General features: G+C 73.8%; 20 protein-coding genes and 1 tRNA gene. 17 read left to right on the top strand and 4 right to left on the bottom strand.

What is annotated here, in order from left to right; all coding sequences use genetic code 11:
* The 11 genes from AB0O40_RS08250 to AB0O40_RS08300 all read left to right on the top strand — a co-directional run.
* Positions 1-1,272: alpha/beta fold hydrolase (locus tag AB0O40_RS08250; RefSeq protein ID WP_365036945.1), on the top strand; the 1,272-nt coding region annotated here is incomplete at its 5' end.
* A gap of 62 nt (positions 1,273-1,334) precedes the next feature.
* Positions 1,335-2,759 carry a cytochrome P450 gene (locus AB0O40_RS08255; protein WP_365036947.1) on the top strand — a complete coding sequence of 475 codons (1,425 nt, stop codon included), beginning with the start codon at positions 1,335-1,337 and terminating at the stop codon, positions 2,757-2,759.
* Positions 2,756-3,478 (top strand): SGNH/GDSL hydrolase family protein, encoded by a 723-nt coding sequence (locus tag AB0O40_RS08260; RefSeq protein ID WP_365036949.1) that lies wholly within the window; start codon positions 2,756-2,758, stop codon positions 3,476-3,478. Before AB0O40_RS08255 ends, AB0O40_RS08260 begins: the two co-directional genes overlap by 4 nt.
* A 91-nt stretch (positions 3,479-3,569) precedes the next feature.
* Positions 3,570-4,967, top strand: a complete 1,398-nt coding sequence (locus AB0O40_RS08265) for an MFS transporter (RefSeq protein WP_365036951.1) — start codon at positions 3,570-3,572, stop codon at positions 4,965-4,967.
* Positions 4,964-5,632 carry a 4'-phosphopantetheinyl transferase superfamily protein gene (locus AB0O40_RS08270; RefSeq protein ID WP_365036953.1) on the top strand — a complete coding sequence of 223 codons (669 nt, stop codon included), beginning with the start codon at positions 4,964-4,966 and terminating at the stop codon, positions 5,630-5,632. Before AB0O40_RS08265 ends, AB0O40_RS08270 begins: the two co-directional genes overlap by 4 nt.
* A 144-nt stretch (positions 5,633-5,776) precedes the next feature.
* The gene (locus AB0O40_RS08275; RefSeq protein WP_365036955.1) at positions 5,777-9,370 is read left to right on the top strand and encodes a pentapeptide repeat-containing protein; all 3,594 of its coding nucleotides are present in this window, start codon (positions 5,777-5,779) and stop codon (positions 9,368-9,370) included.
* A 187-nt stretch (positions 9,371-9,557) separates the two neighbouring features.
* Positions 9,558-11,417: an ATP-binding protein gene (locus AB0O40_RS08280; RefSeq protein ID WP_365036957.1), complete on the top strand. Its 1,860-nt coding sequence runs from the start codon at positions 9,558-9,560 to the stop codon at positions 11,415-11,417.
* 26 nt (positions 11,418-11,443) lie between these two features.
* The gene (locus AB0O40_RS08285) at positions 11,444-11,908 is read left to right on the top strand and encodes a roadblock/LC7 domain-containing protein (RefSeq protein ID WP_365037091.1); all 465 of its coding nucleotides are present in this window, start codon (positions 11,444-11,446) and stop codon (positions 11,906-11,908) included.
* 92 nt (positions 11,909-12,000) lie between these two features.
* Positions 12,001-12,339, top strand: coding sequence for a DUF742 domain-containing protein (locus AB0O40_RS08290; RefSeq protein WP_365037093.1), 339 nt, complete (start codon positions 12,001-12,003; stop codon positions 12,337-12,339).
* Complete coding sequence (locus AB0O40_RS08295; protein WP_365036959.1) at positions 12,317-12,913, top strand: ATP/GTP-binding protein; 597 nt, start codon at positions 12,317-12,319, stop codon at positions 12,911-12,913. The genes AB0O40_RS08290 and AB0O40_RS08295 overlap by 23 nt, the downstream gene beginning before the upstream one ends.
* Entirely contained in the window at positions 12,910-13,461 is a 552-nt protein-coding gene (locus AB0O40_RS08300; RefSeq protein WP_365036961.1) for a GAF domain-containing protein, read from the top strand. Before AB0O40_RS08295 ends, AB0O40_RS08300 begins: the two co-directional genes overlap by 4 nt.
* Before the next feature lie 7 nt (positions 13,462-13,468).
* Here the strand turns inward: AB0O40_RS08300 and AB0O40_RS08305 are convergent, their stop codons facing one another.
* Both AB0O40_RS08305 and AB0O40_RS08310 read right to left on the bottom strand, forming a co-directional pair.
* Positions 13,469-14,374: a transketolase gene (locus AB0O40_RS08305; RefSeq protein ID WP_365036963.1), complete on the bottom strand. Its 906-nt coding sequence runs from the start codon at positions 14,372-14,374 to the stop codon at positions 13,469-13,471.
* A 51-nt stretch (positions 14,375-14,425) separates the two neighbouring features.
* On the bottom strand, positions 14,426-15,127 hold the full coding sequence (locus AB0O40_RS08310) for a transketolase (protein WP_365036965.1): 702 nt from the start codon (positions 15,125-15,127) through the stop codon (positions 14,426-14,428).
* Between the two features lie 145 nt (positions 15,128-15,272).
* Here AB0O40_RS08310 and AB0O40_RS08315 point away from each other — a divergent pair.
* From AB0O40_RS08315 to AB0O40_RS08330, 4 genes are all read left to right on the top strand, one after another.
* Positions 15,273-15,349: transfer RNA gene (locus AB0O40_RS08315), tRNA-Pro, on the top strand.
* A gap of 189 nt (positions 15,350-15,538) precedes the next feature.
* Positions 15,539-17,338 (top strand): SpoIIE family protein phosphatase, encoded by a 1,800-nt coding sequence (locus AB0O40_RS08320; protein WP_365036967.1) that lies wholly within the window; start codon positions 15,539-15,541, stop codon positions 17,336-17,338.
* A 134-nt stretch (positions 17,339-17,472) separates the two neighbouring features.
* Entirely contained in the window at positions 17,473-18,483 is a 1,011-nt protein-coding gene (locus AB0O40_RS08325; protein ID WP_365036969.1) for a LysR family transcriptional regulator, read from the top strand.
* Positions 18,484-18,597: 114 nt separating this feature from the next.
* Positions 18,598-20,199 (top strand): M4 family metallopeptidase, encoded by a 1,602-nt coding sequence (locus tag AB0O40_RS08330; RefSeq protein ID WP_365036971.1) that lies wholly within the window; start codon positions 18,598-18,600, stop codon positions 20,197-20,199.
* A gap of 69 nt (positions 20,200-20,268) precedes the next feature.
* Here the strand turns inward: AB0O40_RS08330 and AB0O40_RS08335 are convergent, their stop codons facing one another.
* Complete coding sequence (locus AB0O40_RS08335; RefSeq protein ID WP_365036973.1) at positions 20,269-21,252, bottom strand: helix-turn-helix transcriptional regulator; 984 nt, start codon at positions 21,250-21,252, stop codon at positions 20,269-20,271.
* Positions 21,253-21,399: 147 nt separating this feature from the next.
* On the opposite strand from AB0O40_RS08335, the gene AB0O40_RS08340 reads away from it, so the two are divergent.
* Positions 21,400-22,812 carry an aminopeptidase P family protein gene (locus AB0O40_RS08340; RefSeq protein WP_365036975.1) on the top strand — a complete coding sequence of 471 codons (1,413 nt, stop codon included), beginning with the start codon at positions 21,400-21,402 and terminating at the stop codon, positions 22,810-22,812.
* A 133-nt stretch (positions 22,813-22,945) separates the two neighbouring features.
* Positions 22,946-24,448, top strand: coding sequence for a DUF4246 domain-containing protein (locus tag AB0O40_RS08345; RefSeq protein ID WP_365036977.1), 1,503 nt, complete (start codon positions 22,946-22,948; stop codon positions 24,446-24,448).
* A 52-nt stretch (positions 24,449-24,500) separates the two neighbouring features.
* Here AB0O40_RS08345 and AB0O40_RS08350 read toward each other — a convergent pair whose 3' ends face one another.
* Positions 24,501-25,418, bottom strand: coding sequence for a DUF5829 family protein (locus AB0O40_RS08350; RefSeq protein ID WP_365037094.1), 918 nt, complete (start codon positions 25,416-25,418; stop codon positions 24,501-24,503).
* Between the last annotated feature and the right edge of the window lie 42 nt (positions 25,419-25,460).

Consider the following 25,460-nt stretch of genomic DNA (forward strand, 5'->3'; position numbering starts at 1 on the left):
GTCCCGGTCCTGCTGGACCTGGGCGTGCTGCGGGGACAGGCCCGCTCGGGCATGCTCCCGCCGCTCTTCCGCGGCCTGGTCCGCGCCCAGGCGCGCCAGGCGGACGCGACGGCCGGATCGCTGGTCCAGCGCCTGGCGGGGGTTGCCGAGGGGGACCGCGAACAGGTCGTCCTCGAGGTCGTGGTGGCCGAGGTCGCGGCCGTGCTGGGCCATGCCGTCGCCTCGGCGGTGGACGCCGAGCGGGGCTTCCGCGAGCTGGGCATCGACTCGCTCGGCGCGGTGGAACTGCGCAACCGGCTGACCCAGGCCTCCGGCCTGCGGCTGCCCACCACCCTGGTCTTCGACCACCCCACCCCCGCTGCCATCGCCCGTCATCTCCTGGACGAGGCAGGCGAGTTCGCCGGAGCGGACGTACCGCAGGAGGTGGCGCGTCCCCAGGAGGAGGGCGGCACGCTCGGGGCGCTGCTGCGGCACGCGCACGCGGCCGGCTCGATCGCCGAGGCCGTGCCGCTCCTGACGGGCGCGGCCCGGTTCCGGCCCGCCTTCGAGTCCGCGGCCGACCTGGCCGGGGACGAGTACGTCGTCCGGCTGGCCGCCGGCGACGAGCGGGTCAAGGTGGTCTGCGTGCCGTCCTTCGTGGTCGGCTCCAGCCCCGCACAGTTCATGCGGTTCGCCGACGCCTTCGGCGGCGAACGGGACGTCTACGCCTGCACGTTGCCTGGATTCCGGGACGACGAGCCCGCGCCCGGCAGCTGGGACGCGGCCGTCGAGGTGCTGGCCGGGTCCATCACCCGGGCCGTCGGCGACGCACCGTTCGTGCTGGTCGGCTACTCGACCGGCGGGGTCCTCGCGCACTCCCTCGCCGCCCGCTTCGAGGCGGCCGGGGTGCGGCCGGCCGGCGTGGTCCTGATCGACACGCCGCTGCCGGCCACCGAGGAGGAGTCCAACGCGGTCTTCACCTCGGTGATGACCCAGATCCTCGGCCGCGAGCCCCGGGCCGGGGCCATCGGCGACGCCGAGTGGCTGACCATGGGCGCCTACATGCGGCTGCTGGCCGCGCACACCCCGGTCCCGGTCGCCACCCGCAGCCTGATGATCCGCGCGGACGTGCCGCTGGACGCCGACACCTGGCCGTCCTGGAGCGTGGCCGACTCCGAAGTGAAGCTCGCCGCCGACCACTTCGCCCTCATCGAAGGAGCGGCGGCGGCCACCGCCGGCGCCACCCGCGAATGGCTCGGCTGGGCCGGACCCGACCCGGAGCAGCAGCGGTGACCCCCGACAGGGCCACCGAGAAGCCCAGTTCACCCCGTACACCCACCCCAGAGAGGTCGGACATGACCAACCCCGAGGCCGCCCAGCCGGCCCGCTGCCCCGTCGACCACGGCGCCGCGGCGACCAGCACGACCATCCCGGCCACCGCGCTGCCGGGCTCCAAGAAGCACGCGATCGTCCAGCTGTTCAACTACTGGACCCGGCCGCAGCCGTTCATCGAGGAGTGCCGCAAGGAGTACGGCCCCCGCTTCCAGGTCAGCATCCGGCTCCCTCCCCGCCCGGTGTACGTGCTGACCACCCCCGAGGACGTCAAGGCGATGTTCACCGCGCCCGCCGACGTCCTGCACACCGGCAACGGCTCCGCCACCATCGAGAAGTACACCGGCCAGTCCGGCCTGGCCTGGCTGGACGAGGACGCCCACAAGGCCCGCCGCAAGGCGATGATGCCCAGCTACCACGGCGCCGCCCTGGAGCGGATCGCCGAGTCCATCACCACGATGGCCAAGGAGGGCGTCGCCACCTGGCCGCGCGGCACCGCCGTCGAACTGCACTCGTACATCCACAGCTTCACGATGCACGTCATCCGCGAGGTGCTGTACGGCCCGCAGGCGCCGACGGGGTGGGACCGGCTGCACGGCCTCCTGCTGGAGATGATGAAGTTCAACAACGGCCCCGTCTCGCCGATGCTGCTGCACAAGATGCCCTCCCGGCTGGTCAAGCTGCTCCGCCTGATCCGCCCGCTGGGGCTGGAGCGCTTCCTCAAGCTGCGCGACCAGGCCGACGCCCTCACCTACGCGACCATCCGGGAGCGCCGCGCCTCCGACTACCGGGGCGACGACCTGCTCTCCGAACTGCTGGAGACGACCCATCCGGACGGCCGGCCGCTGACCGACCGGGAGATCCGCGACGAACTGGCCACCATCTTCCTCGCCGGTACCGAGACCACCGCCGCGGCCATCGCCTGGGCGTTCGTCTACCTGGCCCGCGACCGCGCCGTCACCGACCGGCTGCGCGAGGAGATGGCCCGCGGCGAGGACGCCTACCTCACCGCGGTCGTCCACGAGGTGCTGCGACTGCGCCCCTCGATCCCGAACATCATCGTCCGCGAGGTGAAGAAGCCGATCGAGATCGGCGGCGTGCGGTACGAGCCGGGCCAGCACCTGTGGGCCAGCGCCTTCCTGCTCAACCGCGACCCGGCCCACTACGAGGACCCCGACGTCTTCCGGCCCGAGCGGTTCCTCGACACCAAGCCGGGCACGTACTCCTGGATCCCGTTCGGCGGCGGCCGGATCCGCTGCCTGGGCGACCGCATCGCCCTGCTCGAGATGAAGGCCATGATCCGCGAGGTGCTGGGCCAGTGCGACCTGCACGTCTCGGACCCGGCCCCGCAGCGGGCCCGCAGCCGGATCGTGGTGAACGTCCCCGAGGACTTCGCCCGCATCGAGCTGCGCAACCGCGTCGCCGTGGTCGAGGGGGTGCGCGGGTGAACCCCCTCCTGCTGCCCCTGATCGCGGTCCAGGGCCTCTGGGTCCGCGCCACCACCGAGGTACTGCCGCCGGCCGACGGACCCGGCACCGGGACCGTCGCCCCGGAGGCCGCCGGCACCCCCATGCGGATCGCCGTCCTCGGCGAGTCCACCGCCGCCGGCTGCGGGGTCGCCACCCACGAGGAGGGCTTCCCCGGCAGCCTCGCCCGCGCTCTGGCCGTCGAGCACGGCTGCCCCGTCACCTGGGACGTGGTCGGCCAGCACGGGGCCACCGGCCGCCGGGTCCGCCACAAGCTGCTGCCGCAGCTGGGGGAGGGGTACGACGTGGCCGTGCTGCTCGCCGGGTCCAACGACGTGCTGGCCCGGCGGGAGCCGGCCGAATGGGCCGAGGACCTGACGGCGATCGTCGACGACCTGGCGAACCGGGCCGGGCACGTCGTGGTGGTCGGCATCCCGCCCTTCGAGTCCTTCCCCTCGCTGCCCGCTCCGCTCAACCGCTACTGCGCCGAGCGGGCGGCGGCGGTCGACGCGGCCTCCCGGGAGGTCTGCGCCGAGCGGCCGTGGGCGACGTGGGTCAACTCCACCGGCGTCATGAGCATCACCGGGGACTTCTTCGCCCGGGACAGGTTCCACCCCTCGTCCTACGGCTACGGCCAGTGGGCCAGGGTGGTCGCCGACCACCTCGCCTCCGGGCGTCCCAGCGACCCGCAGGCCCGATGAGCGCCGCGACCCGGCGGCCCGTACCCGCCGCCCCGCGCGGCGGGCGGGCGTGGACCGGGAGGTACGCGCGTACCGAGAGGAAGTGGGCAGCATGACCACCGCCACCGGCGGGCCGGCGTCCCGGCGGGGGTGGAGCATCGCCGTCGTCCTGACCGGCGTCTTCGTCTCCTCCCTCGACCTGTTCATCGTCAACATCGCCTTCCCCGACCTGGCCGAGTCCTTCCCCTCGGCCGACCTGAGCGGCTTGTCCTGGGTGCTGAGCGCGTACGCGATCACCTTCGCGGCCTTCCTCGCCCCGGCCGGGCGGTGGGCCGACCAGTCGGGGCGCAAGCGCGCCTTCCTGGCCGGCCTGGTGCTCTTCACCGTGGCCTCCGCCGCCTGCGCCGCCGCGCCCTCGCTGGGGGCGCTGGTGGCGGCCCGCACCCTCCAGGCCGTCGGCGGCGGCCTGATGCTGCCCAGCTCGCTGGGCCTGCTGCTGCCGATGTTCCCCCCGGAGCGCCGGGGCGCGGCGGTCGGCCTCTGGTCCGCGATGGGCGGCGCCGCCGCGGCGCTCGGCCCGCCCATCGGCGGACTGCTCGTCCAGGCCGGCTGGGAGTGGGTGTTCCTCGTCAACCTGCCCATCGGCGCGGCCGCCGTCCTGGTCGGCGGCTGGGCGCTGCGCGAGATCCGGGAGGAGTCCGGCACCGCCCCCGACGTCCTGGGCGCGCTCGCGCTCGGGGTGACGGTGGGCGCCCTGGTGCTCGGTATCGTGCAGGGCGAGAGCTGGGGCTGGACCAGCGGGCGGATCCTCGGCATGTTCGCGCTGGGCGCGCTGGGCACGGCCTTCAGCGTGGTCCGGGCGCTGCGGCACCCGGCCCCCGTCATCGAGCCGGCGATCGTGCGGATCCGGGCGGTGTCCCTGGCCAACCTCGCCACGTTCCTGTTCTTCGCCGGCTTCGGCGCCATGATCCTCGGCTCGGTGCTCTTCCTCACCGGCGTGTGGCACCACTCGGTGCTCCGGGCCGGCCTGGAGATCGCCCCCGGACCGCTCATGGCGGCCGTCTGCGCCGTCCCGGGCGGCCTGCTGGCCACCAAGTACGGGAACTGGGTCGTGGGGTTCGCCGGCAGCGTGCTCTTCGCCGTCGGCGGCGTCATGTGGGCGACCGCCACCGCCGCGGACGCGGCCTACGCGAGCACCTTCCTGCCGGCCGGCATCATCGCGGGCATCGGCTCCGGACTGGCCCTGCCCAGCCTGTCGGGCGCGGCCACCCTGCCGCTGCCGCCGGAGCGCTTCGCCACCGGCACCGCGATGGTCTCCATGTGCCGCCAGATCGGCCTCGCCCTGGGCGCGGCCGTCGTGGCGGCCGTCCTCGGGGCCCGCCCCGACCTGGACGCCTTCCACACCACCTGGTTCTTCATGGCCGGCTGCGGCCTGACCGGCGGACTGGCCCTGCTCGCCATCCGGGACGGCGCCGCCCGCCGCGCCGTGACGCCCGTGGGCGCCCGGTGATCGAGAGCCTGGTGACCGGGCCGGTCGCCGCGGCCGACGCCTTCGACGACCGGGTCGCCGCCCCGCTGCACCCCGTGGAGGCGGCGGTGGTCGCCCGGTCGGTACCCGAGCGGCGGCGGGAGTTCGCCACCGTACGGCTCTGCGCCCGCCGCGCCCTGGCGCGGCTGGGCCTGCCGTACGAACCGCTGGTGCCGGACGGCCGCGGGGCCCCGCAGTGGCCCCGCGGGGTGGTGGGCAGCATGACCCACACCGCCGGCTACCGGGCCGCGGCGGTGGCCCGGGCCTCGGACGTGGTGTCCCTGGGCATCGACGCCGAACCGGACCGGCCGCTGGGCGGCGGGGTGCTCGGCACGATCGCCCTGCCCCAGGAACGGCGGGCCGTCGCCGCGCTCGCCGCCCGGCGGCCGGACGTGAACTGGGACCGGGTGCTGTTCAGCGCCAAGGAGAGCGTCTTCAAGACCTGGTACCCGCTCACCCGGCGCGAACTGGACTTCGACGAGGCCGTGGTGGCCATCGAACCGGAGACCGGCCGCTTCACCGCCCGGCTGCTGGCCGAGGGCCCCGCGGCCCTCGGCCCCCGGCCGGACCCGCTGGTCGGACGGTGGCTCAGCCGGTACGGGGTGATCGTCACGGGGGTCACCGTGCCGGCCGGGCCGCAGCGCTGAGCCCGGCGCCCCGGGTCCGGGCGGCGCCGGTCGGCCCCCGGGCCGCACGGGGCCCCTGGCCGGAACGCCTGCACCGGCCGGGCCCCCGCCGCTAGGGTCGTCACGGGCAGGGGAGCACGACGGAGTGCGGGGGCGGACATGCCGATGGAGATCGTGACGGCGGCGGCCGGAATCGTCGGGAAGGCGCTCGCGCAGCCGCTGAGCGACGCGGCCCAGCGGCGCGAGCGGGTCCTGCGGGGCCTCAAGGCGCTGAAGCTCGACGGCAAGGTGCCCCGCCAGGACTTCGACCACCTCTACGCGCGCGCCCTGATCGAGTACTGCTCCGACCGTGCCCCCGCCGTCCTCGCCTTCTTCCGCGACGAACACGTGCAGGCCGCCTTCCAGCGCTCCTTCTCCCGGGCCGACGACTGGGCGCGGCTGCGCGACGAGGCCGCCGAAGCGCTCGCCCGCAACCGTGAGACCGGTGAGTTCGGCCACTTCGACCACGGCTTCGAGGAGCACCTCGACGGCTTCGTCACCACCTTCCACGAGCTGGTCGACCGCAGCCGCGCCCCGCACGAGACCCGTCTCGAACAGAAGGTGGACGCCCTCGCGGCGGAGATCGGCCGGATCCGGGACGAGGAGGAGAACCACCGCGCCCGCACCGAGCCGGGACGGGCCGAACTCACGCCCGCCCAGCGGCTCATGGAGGACGTCCGGGAGTGGTTCGGCGCCGTCGGCTACGAGGTCCGGCGGGTCTGGGAGGTGCCGGGCGGCCACGTCGCCATGCTCGTGGACATCCCGCAGCGCCGGCCCGGCCGCTTCGACCGCACCGTCATGCTCTGCGTGGAGGACGAACTCGCCCCGTACCAGCTCCGGTTGCTCTCCGAGCTGGTGAAGGAGGAGGGGGCCGCGGAAGGCTGGGGGCTGGCCCGGCTGCGGGTCAGCGAGGCCGCCCGGCGCCGCGCCGCGGACAGCGGGGACGTGCTCTTCTGCTACTCCTTCGACGAACTGATCGACCTGGAGGCCGACTTCGACCGCTACGTCGCCTGGGTCGAGGAGGAGGTCCGGCGGCGCGGCATCGACACCCGCTACGTCCCCGTCTCCTGCCGCAAGGACGAGATCGACCCCGCCACCCAGCGGACCCTCGACACCAGCCTCTACCACTGGCGGGCGGGCGGCCTGGACGACTACGTCGCCGGCTGGCTGGAGGAACCCGCCAAGCGGCACCTGTCGGTGCTCGCCGAGTTCGGCATGGGCAAGTCGTGGTTCGCCCTGCACCTGGCCGGCCGGCTGGCCCAGGGCTGGCGCGAGGCCAAGGGCCGTGGCGTGCCCCGCCCCCGGATCCCGCTGCTCATCCCGCTGCGCGACTACGCCAAGCAGACCACCGTCGAGGGGCTGCTCTCGGAGTTCTTCTTCAACAAGCACCGGATCAACCTGCGCAACTACGACGTCTTCCGGGTCCTCAACCGCATGGGCCGGCTGCTGCTGATCTTCGACGGCTTCGACGAGATGGCCGCCCGCGCCGACCGCAACACGGTCGTCGCCAACTTCTGGGAACTGGCCAAGGCCGTCGAACCGGGTGCGAAGGTGCTGCTCAGCAGCCGCAAGGAGCACTTCCGCAACGCCCAGGAGGCGCGCAACCTCTTCGGCGCCAAGGTCAGCGCCTCGGCCGCCGCGGTGCCGGCCAACGGCCCGACCTTCGACATCGTGGAACTGGTCCGCTTCGACGACGAGCAGATCGAACGGATGCTCCGGCACGACCTGGCCGAGGACAAGATCCGCCTGCTGATGGCCCACGACGGGGTCCGCGAGCTGATGGGCCGCCCCGTCATGACCGAACTGGTCCTGGACGCCCTGCCGGAGATCGAGCGGGGCGCCGAGATCGACCTGGCCCGCATCTACCTGTACGCCGTCCAGCGCAAGATGGACCGGGACGTCACCGCCGAGCGCACCTTCACCTCCCGGGCGGACAAGTTGTTCTTCCTGTGCGAGGTGGCCTGGGAGATGCTGTCCACCAACCGCCTCAGCCTCAACTACCGCGACTTCCCGGACCGGTTGCGGTCCTGCTTCGGCTCGGTGGTCCGGCACGAGAAGGACCTGGACTACTGGGAACAGGACATGCGCAACCAGGGCATGCTGGTCCGCGACGCCGAGGGCGACTACGGCCCGTCCCACAAGTCGCTGCTGGAGTTCCTGGTGGCGTTCAAGTTCGCGGCGGAACTGGGGTTGCTGGCGGGGGACTTCCTGAAGGCCCTGCCGGCGGTCCTGGGCGGGGGCCGGGACCGGAGCTGGTCCGAGTACTTCGCCGCCCGGGCGGAGGACGGCACGCTGCCCTCGCTCGGGAAGCTCAGCGCGGAGCCGGTGGAGACCCTGGCCAGGACCTTCGGCGCGCTGGAGCGCAACGAAGCCGTGTACCAGTTCCTCGCGACCATGGTCCGCGAGCGCCCCGACCGCCGGGTCCGCCTCCTCGACCTGGCCCGCCAGACGGCTGCCACGGATGCGGACACGGGGCTGGTGGCGGGCAACTGCTTGGCCCTGCTGGTGGATTGTGGGGATGACCTGTGGGCGGCCCGACTTGCCGGAGTGGACCTCAGCGGATTCCTCACGGCCGGCCGACCCGGGCCGGTTTCGCTGGCGCGGGCGGACCTACGGGGTGCCCGGCTGGCCGGGGCGAACCTTCAGGGAGTCGCCCTGTCACGGGCGGACCTGACGGGCGCCGCGCTGGGGGACGGGAGTCTGCTCGAAGACGGCTGGCAGCTCAGCTCCGGTCTGCTCCACCCCAGTGGCGCGGTGGTGACGGGAGGAGCTGACGGGATGCTCCTGTGGCCGGACGGGCGGGTCGACGGAGCGCCGGTCAGGCCGTCCACTGAAGGGCTCGGAACGTACGTCTCGATCAGCCAGTGGGACGACGAGAGGTACTGGGCGTTCGGCGAACACGGTGGTCGGCTCTTCGACGCGACCACCGGCTCCCCGGCGGGAGACGTGCAGGCAGGTCAGTTCCACCGTCCGCTCAGGTGGCGGGGCCGCCTGGTCCTGGGGGACGCCGACGTCGCCGAAGGGATGCTGACGTTGAGGGACCCCACCGACGGCCAGGTCCTGGTGTCCATTCGGTTCCCGAACCTGAAGTCGTCTACCTCATACGCTCAGTGCGGAACCCCCGCAGGGATCGCCCTCCTGACGAACGGCAGGACCCACACCCGCATCCTGGTCCCTTCCGACGGTGCAGAAGACGGTTGGGAAGTCCTCGGAGCCACGTCCCACGCCCCGACCGTCGACGTGCAACACTGGCTCTCCTCGGGCGACACCCAAGCCCTTGTGCTCGACACCCGCCTGGTGGCGGCCGTAGACCTGACCAGCCTGGACTTCCTGCTCGACGGTGATGGTCTGCCGGTTCCGGGCAGCGAGTGGACCGCGGCCGAAGCCGTCGCCTACCGCTCCGCCGCCGGACTCGCGGCCCTCGCGGCGGACCGGCGGCTCATCGTGTGGGACACGACCGAGGGCGACCCGCAGGCCCTGTGGGAGATCCCCGAAGTCCCCACCGGCACCCAGGCCCTCTGGGCCGACCCCGCCGGCACCCGGCTCGCGATCGTGACGCGGATGGGCGAGCTCTGGATCCGGGACTTCCGGACCGGCGTAGAACTCTCCCGCACCGTCCTCACCGACCGCCTCAAGGGCACCCGGTTCTCCCGCACCTGCGGCTTCGGCGCGGAAACCCTCGCCGCCATCGAGCGCGTCGGCGGGATCCTCGTCGACTGACCGGACACCCGCCCCCGCCGGCCCCCGGCGCATTCGGGCTGTCGTGCGAGCGCTCCCACCAGGGCGGGAAGCAGGCCGGTGAAGTTCGGCAACTGCCCGTCCCAGGGCCGAGCGACCGGTCTAGCGTGGTTCATCGGTGATCAACGCCGGGCCCCCGCGGTCCGGGCCACACGTACCGAGGACGCCGATGTCCGGACTGCGCGAACCAGCGGCCCGCCCCGACCGCCGAGAGACCGGCAGACGGGCCCGGACCGCCCCCCGCCACCACTCGCCCCGCCACACCGCCGCCCGCCCGGCCCCGGCCGGCACGGCCCGGCAGATACGGCCCCAGCTCATCCGGGCCGCCGTCCTGCCCACCGTCGCCGCCGGGTTGATCGGCGCGGCCGCCGTGCTCTTCACCCTCCAGTTGGACGGCCGCCCCGACGGGCGGCTCTGGCTGGTGCTGGCCGGCTGCGCGCTGCTCTTCGCCGGGGCGCTGGCCGCGGCCCTGCTCGGCGCCCAGCGCGCCGCGCGGACCGTGCGCGACCGCTGCGAGGCGCTGCGCCGTTCCAGCGTCCGGGGACAGCAGGAGCTGCGCTCCGTACTCGACCGGCTGGAGCGCGGCGAGAGCGTCCCCGAGCGGCGCGGTGCCGGACCGGCCCCCGGCCCGGGCCCCGGCGCGGACGAGTTCCAGGTGCTCGCCGAGGAGTTGCGCCAGGCCCGGGAGCAGGCGCACGCCGCGCTGGTCCGGACCGCCGGTACGGCCGGGCCGTCCGACAGCGACCAGAAGGTCGAGGTGTTCGTCAACCTCGCCCGCCGCCTCCAGTCCCTCGTCCACCGGGAGATCCAGCTCCTGGACGGCCTCGAGGACACCATCGAGGACCCCGACCTGCTCAAGGAGCTCTTCCACGTCGACCACCTCGCCACCCGCATCCGCCGGCACGCCGAGAACCTGGCCGTGCTGGGCGGCGCCGCCTCCCGGCGGCAGTGGACCCGGCCCATCGGCATCAGCGAGGTGCTGCGCTCCGCGGTGGCCGAGGTGGAGCAGTACACGCGCGTGAAGGTGGTCCCGCCGGCCGGCGGCGGGGTCCGCGGGCACGCGGTCGCCGACGTGGTGCACCTGCTGGCCGAACTGGTGGAGAACGCCACGGTGTTCTCGCCCCCCGACACCGACGTGGTGCTGCGCGCCGAACGCGTCACCGCGGGCATCGCCATCGAGGTGGAGGACCGGGGCCTGGGCATGCCCCCGGAGGAACAGCACCGGATGAACTCCCTGCTGGTCGACCCGGACCGGATCAGCGTCCGGCACATGCTCGCGGACGGCCGGATCGGCCTCTTCGTGGTCTCCGCGCTGGCCCGCCGGCACGGCATCGCCGTCGAGCTCAAGTCGAACATCTACGGGGGCGTGCTGGCGGTCCTCGTGCTGCCCCAGGACCTCCTCGGCGAGGTGCCGGACCAGGCACCGGAGACCGTGCCGTTCCCCACGGTCGCACCGATCCCCGCGGTCCGGTCGGCCACCGCCCCGACGACAGCCACCGCCGTGTCCGCCCCGACCGGCGCGACGGGCCGCACGGTCGCCACCGCGGCGACCGCGGCCGGGACGGACCAGGGTCCGGGCCCCGCACCGCAGCCGCCCGCCCCCCGGCCCCCCGCGCCGGAGGCGCCCGCACCCCCGCCCCCCACCACGGCCACCCGCCGCCCCACCACCACCGGTACCGGCGCCGGCCCCGCGCTGCCGCCCCTCGAACCGGCCGCCCTGCGGATCCCCGCCCCGGTACGCCCGCCCGCCCCCGCCCACACCCCCGCCCACACCCCCGCCTGGGCCCTGGTACCCCGCCCCGCCGGCCCGGTCGCCACCACGGCCGAGCCGCCGGACGAGGACCCGGCCCGGCCCCCCTTGCCCAAGCGGCGGGCCCAGCAGCACCTCGCCCCCCAGCTCCGGGACCTCCCCGCGGCCCCCGTGCGACGCGCGGCCGAGGAGGAGGAACCGGTACCCGACCCCGGACTCATGGCGGCCTTCCGGCGCGGCTTCGGCCTCGCCCAGGCCGCCGCGGAGGAATCCCCGTGAACCACCACACCAAGGAGCACACCCCCATGTCCGGCGACGTGAAGACCACCCAGCTCTCCGAACTCGACTGGCTGCTCGGCGGACTGGTGCAGCGCGTGCCGTACACCCGCAGCGCGGTCCTGCTCACCGCCGACGGCCTGGTCACCTGCGTGCACGGGCTCGACCCGGACGGCGCCGACCACATGGCCGCCCTCGCCTCCGGCCTCTACTCGCTGGGCCGCAGTGCCGGGGCCCGGTTCGCGGAGGGCGCGGAGGTCCGGCAGGTGGTGGTCGAGCTGGACTCGGCCCTGGTGTTCGTCTCCGCCGCCGGCTCCGGGACCTGCCTGGCCGTGCTCGCCGACCGGGAGGCCGACGCGGGGGTGCTGGGCTACGAGATGGCCATGCTCGTCAAGAGCGTGCGGCCCTACCTGGCCGCCCCGCCCCGCCGGCCCGCCGCCGGGGTCCCGGACCCGCGCGTCGTGGCGGCCGTACCCGCCGTCCCGGACCGGTGAGGGCGGCCACCCCCGCCTGGCGGCCCCGGCCGCCGGGCCGGGGGGCCGCGCCGGAGGACCCGCCGTGGTTCGACGACCGGGCCGGCCGGCTGATGCGCCCGTACACCGCCAGCGGCGGGCGCACCCGGCCGAGCACCCCACTGGACCTGCTCTCCCTCGTCACCGCGACGGGACGCCGGCCGGGGGAGTGGCTGGGACCGGACCACGCCCTCGCGCTGCGGCTGTGCGCGGCGGCCGCCGGGCCGGTGTCGGTGGCGGAGATCGCGGCGCAGCTGCGGCTGCCCGCGGTGGTGACCAAGGTACTGCTGGCCGACCTGCTGGAGTCCGGGGCCGTGACCGCGTGCGCCCCGCGCTTCCCCGGCAGCGGCGGCCGGGCCGACGACCAGACCCTGCTGCGGGCGGTGCTCGATGGACTGCGTAGAAGACTGTGAGTCGCCCCCCGCCACCTTGAAGATCCTGGTGGCGGGCGGCTTCGGAGCCGGCAAGACCACCTTCGTCGGCTCGGTCAGCGAGATCGAGCCGCTGAGCACGGAGGAACTGCTCACCGGGCTCAGCGAGCCCACCGACCCGGTCACCGGGATCGAGGAGAAGACCGCCACCACCGTCGCCCTGGACTTCGGCCGGATCACCCTGGACGGCCGGCACGTCCTCTACCTGTTCGGCACGCCCGGCCAGGAGCGCTTCTGGTTCCTGTGGGAGGAGCTGTGCGCCGGCGCGCTGGGCGCCGTGGTGCTGGCCGACACCCGGCGGCTCGCCGACTGCTTCCCGGCGGTCGACTTCTTCGAGCGGCGGGGCATCGGGTTCATCGTCGCCGTCAACGAGTTCGACGGCGGCCACCGCTACACGCCGTCCGAGGTGCGCGAGGCGGTCGGGCTCGGCCCCGACGTCCCGGTCGTACGCTGCGACGCCCGCCTCCCGCGCTCCGGTACGCGCACGCTCGCGGCGCTGGTCCAGCACCTGCTGTCGGCGCCCGCGACCACCACCACCGAGGGGGAACCGCCATGACGTACTACGAGTCCACCGGCCACCTGCTGCTCACCCCCGTGGACCGGGAGGCGCCCGCCCGGGCCGTCCGGCTGCGGGAACTGGGCCTGGGCGAGCGGCCCGACCCCGAACTGGACGGCTTCGCGCGCAAGGTCGCCGAGGCCGCGCGGACCCCGTACGCCGCGGTCGCCTTCGTCGACGAGACGCGGCAGTTCTTCGGCGGGCTGCACCACCGGGCGGACGCCCCGGCCGGCGCGTACACCGGCCGGGTGCTGGCCCGGGACCACGGCTACTGCCCGCACGTGGTGGTGCGGCGCCGGGCCCTGGTCCTGGAGGACGTCCGGGACTTCGCCCGCTTCGCGCCCAACGCCGTGGTCGAGGAGAGCGGCGTACGGTCCTACCTCGGCGCGCCGCTCACCGACCGGCAGGGCTTCGTCCTGGGCACGGTCTGCGCGGTGGACCTGGAGCCCCGGCGCTGGGGCCGCGAGGGCCTGGAGCTGATCAAGGGGCTGGCCGCCGAGGTGACGGCCCTCATCCACGCCCGGGAGGACGCCCGGCTGGCGGGGTGAGACCGGCTCACCGCCCGCGGCCGAGGAAGCCCCCGATGCGCTCGCGCAGCCCGCGGGCGTCCAGGCCGTGCGCGGCGGTGTGCTCGGCGGCGGTGCCGTACCGGCGCAGCTCCGCGCGGCCCACGCCCAGGCCGAGCACCCGGTGCGGCAGGTCCGCCAGCGCGTCGTTCGCGGCGGCGGTGGAGGTGCCCGCCAGGTAGGGCTCGACCAGGACCACGTCCGGGGCGGCCCCCCGGGCCACCGCCGCGCGCAGCGCGGCGCCGTCGAAGGGCCGGACCGTGGTGGCGTACAGCACGGTGACGTCCAGGCCCTCGACCCCGGCCAGGACGTCGTCCAGCACCGGGCCGACCGCCAGCACGACCCCGGCCGAGCCCTCCCGGACCGTGGTGAAGCGGCCGTCCACCGGCCGGGCGGCGGCGTTGGACAGCTCCGAGAGCCGCAGGTACACCTTGTCGTCCCCGGCGGCGGCCGCCCGCCGCAGCAGGGCCTCCGCCTCGTCCGGGTGGCCCGGCACGTGCACGGTCCAGCCGTCGAGGGTGTCCATCAGCGCCACGTCGCCCGGCGCCATGTGGGTCAGCCCGCCGGCCGGCCAGTCGTACGAGGCGTTGGAGCTGACCAGCACGGCGCCCGCGCCCTGGTGCCCGAGGTCCAGCTTGACCTGCTCGAAGGGGCGCTCGACGAGGAAGCTGGCGAAGGTGTGGATGACGGGCCGCAGCCCGGTCAGCGCCATCCCGGCGCCCGCGCCGACCAGCAGCTGCTCCCGGATGCCGACGTTGACCACCCGGTCGGGGTGGGCCCGCTGCGCGGGACGGAAGCCGTCCATGGTGATCTCGGCGAGGACCACGGCCAGCCGCGGGTCCTCGTCGAGCAGGCGGGTTGTGGTGGCGACGAACCGCTCGCGCATGGTGTCCATCTGGATCGACTCTTCCGTTCGTGGGGGAGGGGCGGTGCGGGGGCGGTGCGGTCAGTGCTTGGGCTCGACGCGGGCCACGACCACGTGCGGCCGGCCCGGGTGCGGGGCGGTGTAGGCGGCGTACAGGGCCTCGTGGTCCCGGCCGTCGACGGTGGCGGCCGACCAGCCCGCCGCGGTGAAGCGGGAGGCGATCCCGCCGGGCCAGCCGTGGGTGGCGGAGGCGTTGTCGATCACCAGCGTGTGCAGCCGGTCCAGGCCGGCGGAGCCCGCGTAGGCCAGCGCCTCGTGGTTGCTGCCCTCGTCCAGCTCGGCGTCCCCGATCAGCACCCATACCGCCGGGTCGGTCAGCCCCTGGGCCCGCAGCCCCAGCGCCTGCCCGACGGCGAGCGGCAGGCCGTGCCCGAGGGAGCCGCTGGCGATCTCCACCCCCGGCACCAGCGTCCGGTCCGGATGGTGCCCCAGCGGCGACGCGAAGGACCCGAAGTCCGCCAGCCAGTCCACGGGGAAGAAGCCCTTGGCGGCGAGGATCGCGTAGTACGCCATCGGGCCGTGGCCCTTGGACAGCAGGAACCGGTCCCGGTCCGGGGCGTCCGCACTGCCGGGCGTCACCCGCAGCACCCGGTCGTAGAGCACCCAGAGCGCGTCGAGGGTGGAGGTGGCGGCGGGCCCGTGCTTCTCGGCGCCGGTCATCAGGCTCATCAGCCCGGACAGGTCCTCGTGACGGAACGCGGTGTCGGAGTTCGTCTGCGTCATGACCCACACCCTGCAACCTCAAGCGCCCTTGAGGTCAAACCCCTCCCGACGCCACCCGCGAAAAGCTGCGCGCAAGCACCCTGAGAAGTGCGGTATTGTTCTCGTGCGCGTCCGGCCAGAGGGAAACCTGCAGGTCAGCGTGCATCGGGACGTGGCGCAGCTTGGTAGCGCACTTGACTGGGGGTCAAGGGGTCGCAGGTTCAAATCCTGTCGTCCCGACCATGCGGAAACGCAGGTCGGAGGCCGTTCTCTCGTGACGAGAGGACGGCCTTTCGTGCGTCCTGGGCCATGGCCGCAGCCGGTTGGTTCCACATCCGGGCCGGGCTTGCGGCCGGCATCGGCCCGGTGGGCCGGGATGAGGTGCATGCTGGGCACCAACAGGCATCGCGTTCCTGTCGGGAGGTCGAAAGAGTGAGCGACGGCAAGGGGAGAAGGCGCGTGGTCGGCCGGGCCTCGGCCGGCAGGGGGGCCGCGGCGAACCGGTCGGCCGGTGCCCGCAGGCGGCTCGGCCGCAGCGCCGGCGAGGTCCCCCTCGACCGGACCGTCACGCGCGGCCGGCTCGCCTGGCTGAACTCCGCCGCCTCCCGGATCGGCACCACCCTGGACCTGGAGCGCACCACCCAGGAACTGGCCGAGTTCACCGTGCCCGGCTTCGCCGACGGGGCCGCCGTCGACATCCTGGAGAGCGTCCTGCGGGGCGACGAGGGCTCGCGGTGGACGGGTACGGGCATTCCGCTGATGCGGGCCACGGCCTTGTGCGCCATCGAGGAGCTGTCCTCCCTGGAGCCCACTCCGGTGGGTGAGACCACCCTGCGCACGGAGGAGGCGCACGAGACGCTGCTCCTGCGGTACTGCCTGCGTCAGGGCAAGCCCGTGATGGTGAGCCGGATGCGCGAGGACGACTTCCTCGAGGTCGCGCCGACGGAGAGCGCCGCGGCGAAGATGCGTGCCGCCGGCGTGCACAGCTATCTCGCGGTGCCGCTGATCGCGCGCGGGCTGCTGCTCGGCAGCGTGGACTTCGTGCGCGGCGCCGGCAGACCTCCGTTCTCCGCCACCGACCTCGCACTGGCGGAACACCTGGCCGCCCAGGCGGCCGTCTACGTCGACAACGCCCGGCTGTACGGGCGCGAGCGCGAGCACGTCGTCTCGTTGCAGCGCACGCTGCTGCCCCGTGCGACGCCGGTGACGCCGGGGCTGCGCGTCCAGGCCGAGTACGCGCCCTCCACGGCCCACCACGGCGTGGGCGGGGACTGGTACGACGTCATGGCCCTGCCCGGCGGGCGTACGGCCCTCATGGTGGGTGACGTCATGGGCCACGGGCTGCCCGCGGCCGCGACCATGGGGCGGCTGCGGGCGGTGGCCCGCACCCTGATGACCTTGGACATGGCTCCGGAGCGGGTCCTGGCCCGGCTCGACCTCGCCACCCGCGACCTGGAGGACGAACAGGTCGCCACGTTCCTCTGCGCCGTCTTCGACCCGGCCGACTCCAGCTACACGATGGCCAGCGCCGGGCACCTGCCGCCCCTGCTGGTCGACGGGCGCGGCTCCGCCGGGTTCGTGGACCTGCCCGTCGGCGCACCGCTCGGCGCGGGGATCATTCCGTACGACCCGGTCCGGCTGGAAGCCCGGGCGGGGGACAGCCTGGTCATGTACACGGACGGTCTCGTGAAGTCCCGGCGGGCGGACCTGGACCACCAGTTGGAACTGCTGCGTTCGGCGGCGTGCGCTCTGGCCCCCGGGGCGCTGGAGGGCGGCGGCCTGATCGAGCGCGCCCCGGCCGGCACCGCTCGTTTCGACGAGGCCGTGCTCCTCGTCGCGACGACCGCCCCGGCCACCCCCGTCGGCCTGCGTGAGTGGCAGCTGCCGCAGGAGGGGCGGGCGGCGTCCGTCGCCCGGGGCCTGGTCACGGACCAGCTGGCCGCGTGGGACCTGACGGATCTCGCCGACGTCTGCGAGCTCGTCGTCTCCGAACTGGTCGGCAACGCCCTGCGCTACGGCAACGGGCCCGGTCGGCTCCGGCTGCTGCGTGGTGAGCGACTGGTGGTGGAGGTCTCGGACACGGGCCCGGACCTGCCCCAGATCCAGCACGCAGACCTCAGCGACGAGGGCGGCCGGGGCCTCCAGCTCATCAACATGCTGTGCCGCCGGTGGGGTTCGTGCCGCACGGTGGCCGGCAAGGTGGTCTGGGCGGAGCAGAACCTCCCCTCCTGAGCAGGGCAGATTTTGCCGTCCCGTGGTTGCCGCCCCGGCAGGGCCGTCGGAGGCTGGGTCACCATGCCCCCGGGCAGCTGGTACTGCTGGTCACGGGGGGTGCACGGGCTCTCCGCCCTGAGCGGGGAATGTTCATGCACCTCGAGTTCCGGCACCTGCGCGTCCTGCTCACCGTCGCCGAAGCCGGCAGCATCCGCAGGGCCGCCGCACGGCTGCAGCTCTCCCAGCCGGCCACCAGCGCGCAACTGAAGCGGATCGAGCACGAGCTGGGCGGCCCCCTCTTCATCCGCAGTGCCGAGGGGGTGACGCCGAACGAGAAGGGCCAGTACGTCCTGCGCTGCGCCCGGGACCTCGTGGTCGGCTTCGACCGGCTGCGCGAGCACGCGCGGTCGGCCGCCGAGCCGGCCGCGGAGAACGCCGCGCCGCTGCGGGCGGGGGGAGCCGCCGGCCCCCTGGTGCCGTTGCTGATCTCCGCCCTCTTCGAACTCGTCCCGGAACGCCGGCTCACCATCGACGCCCGCCGTTCCGTGCACACCGTGGTGAAGGCGCTGAGCCGGGCCAAATGCGACATCGCGGTCTTCGGTGAGTTCCCGGGCTTCCCCGTGCCGGTCGGTGAGTCGGTGGCGACGCGCACGCTGCTGCGCGAGCCGGTCTTCGTCCTGCTCTCCGAGGAGCACCCGCTGGCCAGCCGGGAGGCGGTCGGCCTCCACGACCTGAGGGACGAGGAGTGGGCCATGCCGGAGGCCGACGAGAGCGGTGTGCACGCCTACCTCCATCTCACCTGTCAGTCGGCGGGGTTCACCCCGCACATCGCACACGTGACCTCGGACCTCTCGGTGGCGCAGCTCCTCGTCGCCGGCCGGCGTGCCGTCTGCGGTGTGTGGCCGACCGCCGACGTCCCCGCCCCCGGCACCGTCCAGCGGCCGCTCCTGGACGTGCCGTTCCACCGGCGGCTGCAGCTCGCCTGGAACACGGAATCGGTGTCGGCCCAGATCGTCGAGGCGGTGGGCGAGCGACTGCTGGCCGGCTACCTGTCTTTGGTGCGGCAGCGGCCGCAGTACCTGGCCTGGTGGGAGGCCGGCGGGGCCGAGTTCGCCCTCGGTGCGGGCGGGGGAGCGGCCGGGCCGGCATCGCCCGCCCTATAGCACCGCAGTTGTATCCCACCTGGGATCACGTCAGGAACATGCCAATCGGTGAACACTTCGCGTCAACGTCCAAGGACGTCGTCACCCCCACGACGAGCGAAGGAAACACCCCCCATGCCCCGTCCCCTCCTTGCCGTTTCGACGATGGTCGCCGCCGGTGTCATGACCGCAGGCGTGCTGGCCGTACCGGCGCACTCGCAGCCCCACGCTGTGCAGCACCTCACCTCCGCCCGCGACACGGCGATAGCCCGGGCCGAGGCGAACGTGACCCGGCACGCCGACACCTTCGGCTTCGGGGCGGGCCAGGCGCTCCACGTCAAGGACGTCGTGATCGACGCCGACGGTACCCAGCACGTCCGCTTCGAGCGGACCTACCGGGGTCTGCCCGTCGTCGGCGGGGACTTCGTCGTCCACCAGAAGGCCGACGGCTCGCTCAAGGCCTCCAGCCGTGCCAAGGGGCACAAGGTCGCGCCCCGGTCCGTCGCTCCCACCGTCGATTCCAAGGGGGCCGCGGCCGGAGCCCTCAAGAACGCGCAGGGCCTGGTCGGCAATGCCAGGTCCACCCCGGAGCTGATCGTGTGGGCCGCCGACGGCACCCCGCGCCTGGCCTGGCGCACCACCGTGCAGGGCACGGGTGACAAGGGCCAGCCGCACGGCGAGGTGTTCGTGACCGACGCCACCACCGGCGCCGCGATCGAGAGCTACCACGCCGAGCGCGAGGCGACCGGCACCGGCCATTCCGAGTACACCGGTGACATCACCGTCGACACCACCCAGCAGGCCAACGGCACCTTCGCCCTGATCGACCCGACCCGCAAGCACACCACCAAGGACGCGCGCAACGTCTCCTCCTCGTCCCTGAACAGCTCTTCGGGCACGCTGTTCACCGACGCCGACGACATCTGGGGCGACGGCCGGAAGTTCTCCACCGACCGCGCCACCGCCGCCGTCGACGCGCACGCCAACACGGCGAAGACGTTCGACTACTACAAGAGCACCTTCGGTCGCAACGGCATCAAGAACGACGGCCGCGGTGCCACGGTGTTCGTCCACGTCGGCACCAAGTGGGACAACGCCCAGTGGTCGGACTCCTGCTTCTGCATGATGACCGGCGACGGCGACGGCGTCACCGACCCCGAGCAGGTCGACCTCGACACCATGGGCCACGAGATGACCCACGGCGTCACCTCGGCCACCGCCAACCTGCGCTACAGCGGCGAGTCCGGCGGCCTGAACGAAGCCACCAGCGACATCCTCGGCACGATGGTCGAGTGGTACGCCAACAACCCGATCGACACCCCCGACTACCTCTTCAGCGACCAGTCCACCCCTCCGTGGCTGCGACGCTTCGACAAGCCGTCCCTCGACGGCCGCTCCGCCGACTACTGGTCGAAGTCCGTCGGCCGGCTCGACGTGCACAACTCCTCGGGCGTCGGCAACCACTGGTTCTACCTCGCCAGCGAGGGCAGCGGCGCCAAGACGATCAACGGCATCGCGTACAACAGCCCGACGTACAACGGCTCCACCGTCACCGGCATCGGCAACAAGAAGGCCTCCGCCATCTGGTACCGGGCGCTGACCGTCTACATGACGTCCACCACGGACTACAAGGGCGCCCGCACCGCGACCCTGAACGCGGCGAAGGACCTCTACGGCGCCACCAGCGCCGAGTACGCCACCGTCGCGGCGGCCTGGAGCGCGGTCAACGTCTCCTGACGCACCGGCACACGTCCTGAACCGTGTCCGCCCCGTGCCCGCGGGGGCGGACACGGTTCAGGAGCAGCGTCACAACCAGCCGTGGCGCTGGGCCTGGAGGGCCATCTGGAAGCGGTTCTCGGCGCCCAGGCGGGCCATCAGGATCTGGAGGCGGCGGAAATAGGTGCGGCGGCTGACGCCCAGTTCGCGGGCGATGACCTCGTCGCCCGCGCCGCTCGCCAGCAGCCGGAGCACCCGGCGGTCGGCCGGCGGCAGGCCGGCCGGGCGGGTGGCGCGGCCGTGCAGGGGCAGCGCGGTCTGCCAGGTCTGCTCGAACAGGGCGACCAGCGCGGACAGCAGGCCGCAGGGCTGCACCACCAGCATCGTGTTGTGCACGTCGGCCTCCCTGATCGACAGCGACACCAGCGCGTACGCCTCGTCGATGATCACCAGCTTGACCGGCACCGCCGGAGTGACCCGGGCCTGCTCGCCGGCCTCGATGCACGGCTCGATCGCCGTCTCCAGCTGCCCGGGCACCTCCAGCGACGCACGGGAGTAGACGACGCGCTGCGTCACCCCGCGGGCCAGCGTCGCCAGCGCGTCGTCGGTGGCCCCGGCGAGCGGGAAGTAGGGCGGCGAGTCCAGCTGCCGGATCTGCTCCCGCGCGCTGGCCCAGGCCTGGCGCATCCGGGGGCCCACCGCGGCACCGGTCACCACCTCGACGAGGTTGTCGTTGTACGCGGCGAGCCGCTGGCGGCGGAACGACTCGAACGCGCCGCCCACCGCGATGCGCGACTCCTCGAGCTCGGCCGCCCGGTGCCGGGCCAGCACCTCCAGGCCCGCCGCCGGCGGCACCGGCGCCACCACATCCGCACCCGCCACGGCGGCGCTGGCCAGCCCGGCGTCGACCAGCTCGCCGTACGCCGCGGCGAGCCCGGCCGCATCGAGCCCGGCCGCCTCCCCCACCGCGGAGAGCGGGGCCGGGGCCCGTTCCAGGAGCGCCAGGTACACCCGGCCGGCCGCCGCGCCGAGCCCCAGGAGCCGCAGGGCCTCGCCCAGTCTCTCGTTCGCCATGTACCGCATTATCGGCGCCGCCGGGGCACGGGTGGCCGATCGGTGCCACTGGCACGGCGAGCCCTCTCCGGCCCGTCGTTCCGCAGTACCTTCCGTGGGTCGCCGGGGCCCCTCGGCGCGGTCGATCCGATCCGGAAGGTGCACGTCGTGGCGAAGGCTCGAAAGAACGGCCTCTACTCGGAGGTCTCCGGGGAACTGTCCGCCCTGATGAGGACCGGCTGGGCCGACACCGAGCAGCACGACCTCCCGCAGGACGAGCAGGCTCCCTACGCGGCCCGCCGCCGCGCCGCACTGTCCGCGATGTTCCCCGGCGAGCGGCTGGTGGTCCCGTCCGGCAACCTCAAGGCCCGCTCGAACGACGACACCTACCCCTTCCGCCCGTACTCCGGCTACGTCCACATGACCGGTGACCAGGCCCGCGACTGCGCCCTCGTCCTCGAGCCCCGCCCGGACGGCGGCCACGACGCGTACTGCTACCAGCTGCCGCGCGACGGCCGGGACACCGACGAGTTCTGGCTCGGCTACACGGCCGAGCTGTGGATGGGGCGCCGCCGTTCCCTCGCCGAGTCGGCGCGGGTGCTCGGGCTGGACTGCCGCGACGTCCGCACCGCGGCGCAGGACCTCGCCGCCGGCTCCGAGGTGCCCACCCGCATCGTGCGGGGCGTCGATGCGGCGCTCGAGGCGGCGGTCAGCACCGACGAGGCCCGTGACGCCGAGCTGGAAGAGGCGCTGAGCGGGCTGCGCCTGGTCAAGGACGCCTGGGAGATCGGGGAGCTGCGCAAGGCGGTGGACTCCACCGTACGCGGCTTCACCGACTGCGTGGGCGAGCTGTCGGGGGCGGTGGCGTCCTCGGAGCGGTGGATCGAGGGCACCTTCTTCCGCCGCGCCCGGCTGGAGGGCAACTCCGTGGGCTACGGCTCGATCTGCGCCGCGGGCGAGCACGCCACGATCATGCACTGGACCGACAACGACGGCCCGGTCCGCCCCGGCGACCTGCTCCTGCTCGACGCCGGTGTGGAGACGCACTCCCTCTACACCGCCGACGTCACCCGCACCCTGCCGGTCGACGGCACCTTCACGGCCGTGCAGCGCAGGGTGTACGACGCCGTGTACGCGGCCCAGGAAGCGGGCATGGCCGCCGTCAAGCCCGGCGCCGCGTACCGCGACTTCCACGTCGCGGCCCAGCGGTACCTGGCGGAGCAGCTGGTCGAGTGGGGCTTCATCGAGGGCCCGGCGGAGCGCGCCTACGAGCTGGGCCTGCAGCGCCGCTTCACCATGGCGGGCACCGGCCACATGCTCGGCCTGGACGTCCACGACTGTGCCGAGGCCCGCAACGACGAGTACGTCGACGGCGTGCTGGAGCCGGGCATGGTCCTGACCGTGGAGCCGGGCCTGTACTTCCAGCCGGACGACCTCACCGTCCCCGAGGAGTGGCGCGGCATCGGCGTGCGGATCGAGGACGACCTGCTGGTCACCGCCGACGGTCACGAGAACCTCTCCGCGGGGCTGCCGCGCTCGGCGGACGAGGTGGAGGCCTGGATGGCCCGCTTCGCGGGCTGACGGGCACGGCGGCCCGGTCGCCGGCCACCCGTGTGAGGCGTGACCAGAGCGCTCCCACGGGTGGCCGGACGGCGCTGTCGGACCGCTCGGCTATCCTTCCGGCACCGCTCACCGACCGTAAGGATCCCCTGTCTTGACCGGCCCGTCCGCCTTTCCGCTGCCCTTCCAAGCCTCCCGTTCCGTGGCGTTCGCGACCCCCCGCACGCTGCGCGAGCTGCAGATGATGCAGTTCAGCGCGCAGGTCCGGGCCAAGCCCGGCTGGTCCGGGAAGGTGCACGACGCGGGCATCGTCGCGCGGTGGTCGCAGGAGGCCCTGGCCCAGGGGCTCACCGAGGCGCAGGTGCGGTACGTGCTCGCGGAGTTGTCCCACTACGCCGCGCTGCGGGACGCCCGTACCGGCATCGAGGTGTCCGGCGTCGACGGGGTGTGGCAGTCGGACGCGCTGGTCGGCGACACGCTCCGGGCCCGGCTGCGTGAGGCGGTCCGGGTCCTGGAGGAGGTCCCGGAGGCCGAGCGGGACTGGCACCCGGGTTCGGACGGCCAGGTGCTGGACCTGGTGCACCCCTCGCTCTTCTGCCTGGTGCGGGAGGCGAGCGGGGCGCCCGAGGAGGCCTGGCGCAACCCGACGGACCGCTACTCGAAGCACGAGTTCTCCGAGCGCTTCCAGTGGCTCCCCACCGACGTCGACGTCAGCGAGGACGGCCAGGTCGCCTTCCGCTCGTACGTCAACAACGTGCACCCCGAGGCGCACCACGAACTGGCCGCCGTCCTGCCGGACATGTTCGCCCGGATGCTGCCGCTGTGGGAGAACGTCCTCACCGACCTGCGGCACCCGCGGCCCCCGCGGATCACCGCAGACCCCTACGGCTGGTACGACTCGGAGCCGCCGTACCCGGTCAAGAGCGCCTTCGCCGACGCGGCGGCCTTCGACGAGGCCCGCAGCGCCTGGGAGGAGGCCCACGACCTCTGGTGGGAGACCCGCCGCCCGGTCGTGCCGGACGCCCCGGAGTTCACCCCGCCCGCGCCGCCGGCCGACCGGGTCGACCTGCGCGGCCGCCCGCTCCAGGTCATCGTCAAACTCGCCACCATCCACCTCACCCCGGAGCAGCCGGAGTACGCGGGCGGTTCCTGGCACGTCGAGGGCATGCTGAACGAGCGCATCGTCTCGACCGGCATCTACTACTGGGACAGCGAGAACACCACCGAGAGCCGGCTGAGCTTCCGGGCCGCCCTCGACGACCCGGAGTACGAACAGAGCGACGACGACGGCATGCGCGAGGTCTACGGCCTGGAGAACGAGGACGCGCTGAACCAGCAACTGGGCTCGGCGGCGACGCCCGAGGGCCGCTGCCTGGCCTTCCCCAACGTCCTCCAGCACCGCGTCGGGTCCTTCCGGCTCGCGGACCCGACCCGCCCCGGACACCGCAAGATCCTGGCGTTCTTCCTGGTCGACCCGTCGACCACGATCGTCTCGACCTCCGACGTGCCGCCCCAGCAGCCCTGGGCCGCCACCTCCACCATGACGCTGGAGCAGGCGCGGGACTACCGCGAACACCTCATGCAGGAGCGGAAGTTCTTCGTCGACGAGCACAACGAACAGCTCTACGAACGGGAGTTCTCCCTCTGCGAGCACTGAGCCGCGCCGGGGGCGGCCGGCCGCCGGCCGGCCGCCCCCGGCGGGCCGGCCGTCAGGACCCGCTGCCCTCGAAGGTCCACACGGCCCGGGCGCCGGGACCGACCACCAGCGCCGACCGGCCGATCCGCTCCAGGTGGCGGGCCGCCGGGTGGTTCAGGGACATCTCCACCCGGCGCAGCCCGGCCCGCTCGCGCGGGACGGTGTCCAGCCGGACGGTGGTACCGCCGCCCCGGGCCACCACCCCGGCGCCGCCGGGGAGTTCCCGTACGGTGAAGCCGCCGGCCCGCAGCAGCGGCAGGGTGTCCGCCAGGTCGCCCGCGGTGACGCCGAGGCGGATCGCGGTCACGTCCCGCATCAGGTGCTCGCGGTAGCCGTCGGACAGGTACCGCTCGCGGCCCACGTCACCGGGGTACGCGGCCGGCTCCGTGTTGCTGCGCGGGTCGGCGAAGTACTCCGGCAGGTACTCCATGCCCCAGGCGCCGAAGCCGTCGTACTGCGTGTCGGTGAAGACCGCGTCGAACCAGGGCACCGGTACGCCGTCGCCGAAGTCGCGGGTCTGGCGGAAGGCGACCGGCTCCGGCACGCCCTGCTCGCGCAGCCGCGCGGTGACCGTGGCCAGGTCGCCGGCGCGCTCCACCGAGAGCCCCATGCCGCCCGCGCCCAGGGTGCCGTCCGGGCCGGGCACGTCCCCGACGCCGAACAGCTCCAGATACGTCTGGCGGCCCATCAGGTACCGGCCGGTCCACTTCTCGCCGCCCGCGCCGGTGGTGGTGCGGACCTGGAAGTTGGCGAACTCCTTCAGGTAGGGCGAGTGCTCGATCGCGTCGGCGGTCTCCCGGTCGAGCACCCCGTAGGCGTGGTTGTAGAAGAGCAGTTGACGGTCCGAAGGAGGTCTCTCCTCCTGGGCCGATGCGGCGCCCGCGGCCGTGCCGGTCAGCCCGGCCAGTGCCACGGTAAGGGTCAACACCACGTTCCACACACGACGAAGTGACATGCGGGGGATCGTAGGCCG

Origin of the sequence: Streptomyces sp. NPDC089919 (genome assembly GCF_040684615.1) — a bacterium.
Classification (GTDB): Bacteria; Actinomycetota; Actinomycetes; order Streptomycetales; family Streptomycetaceae; genus Streptomyces.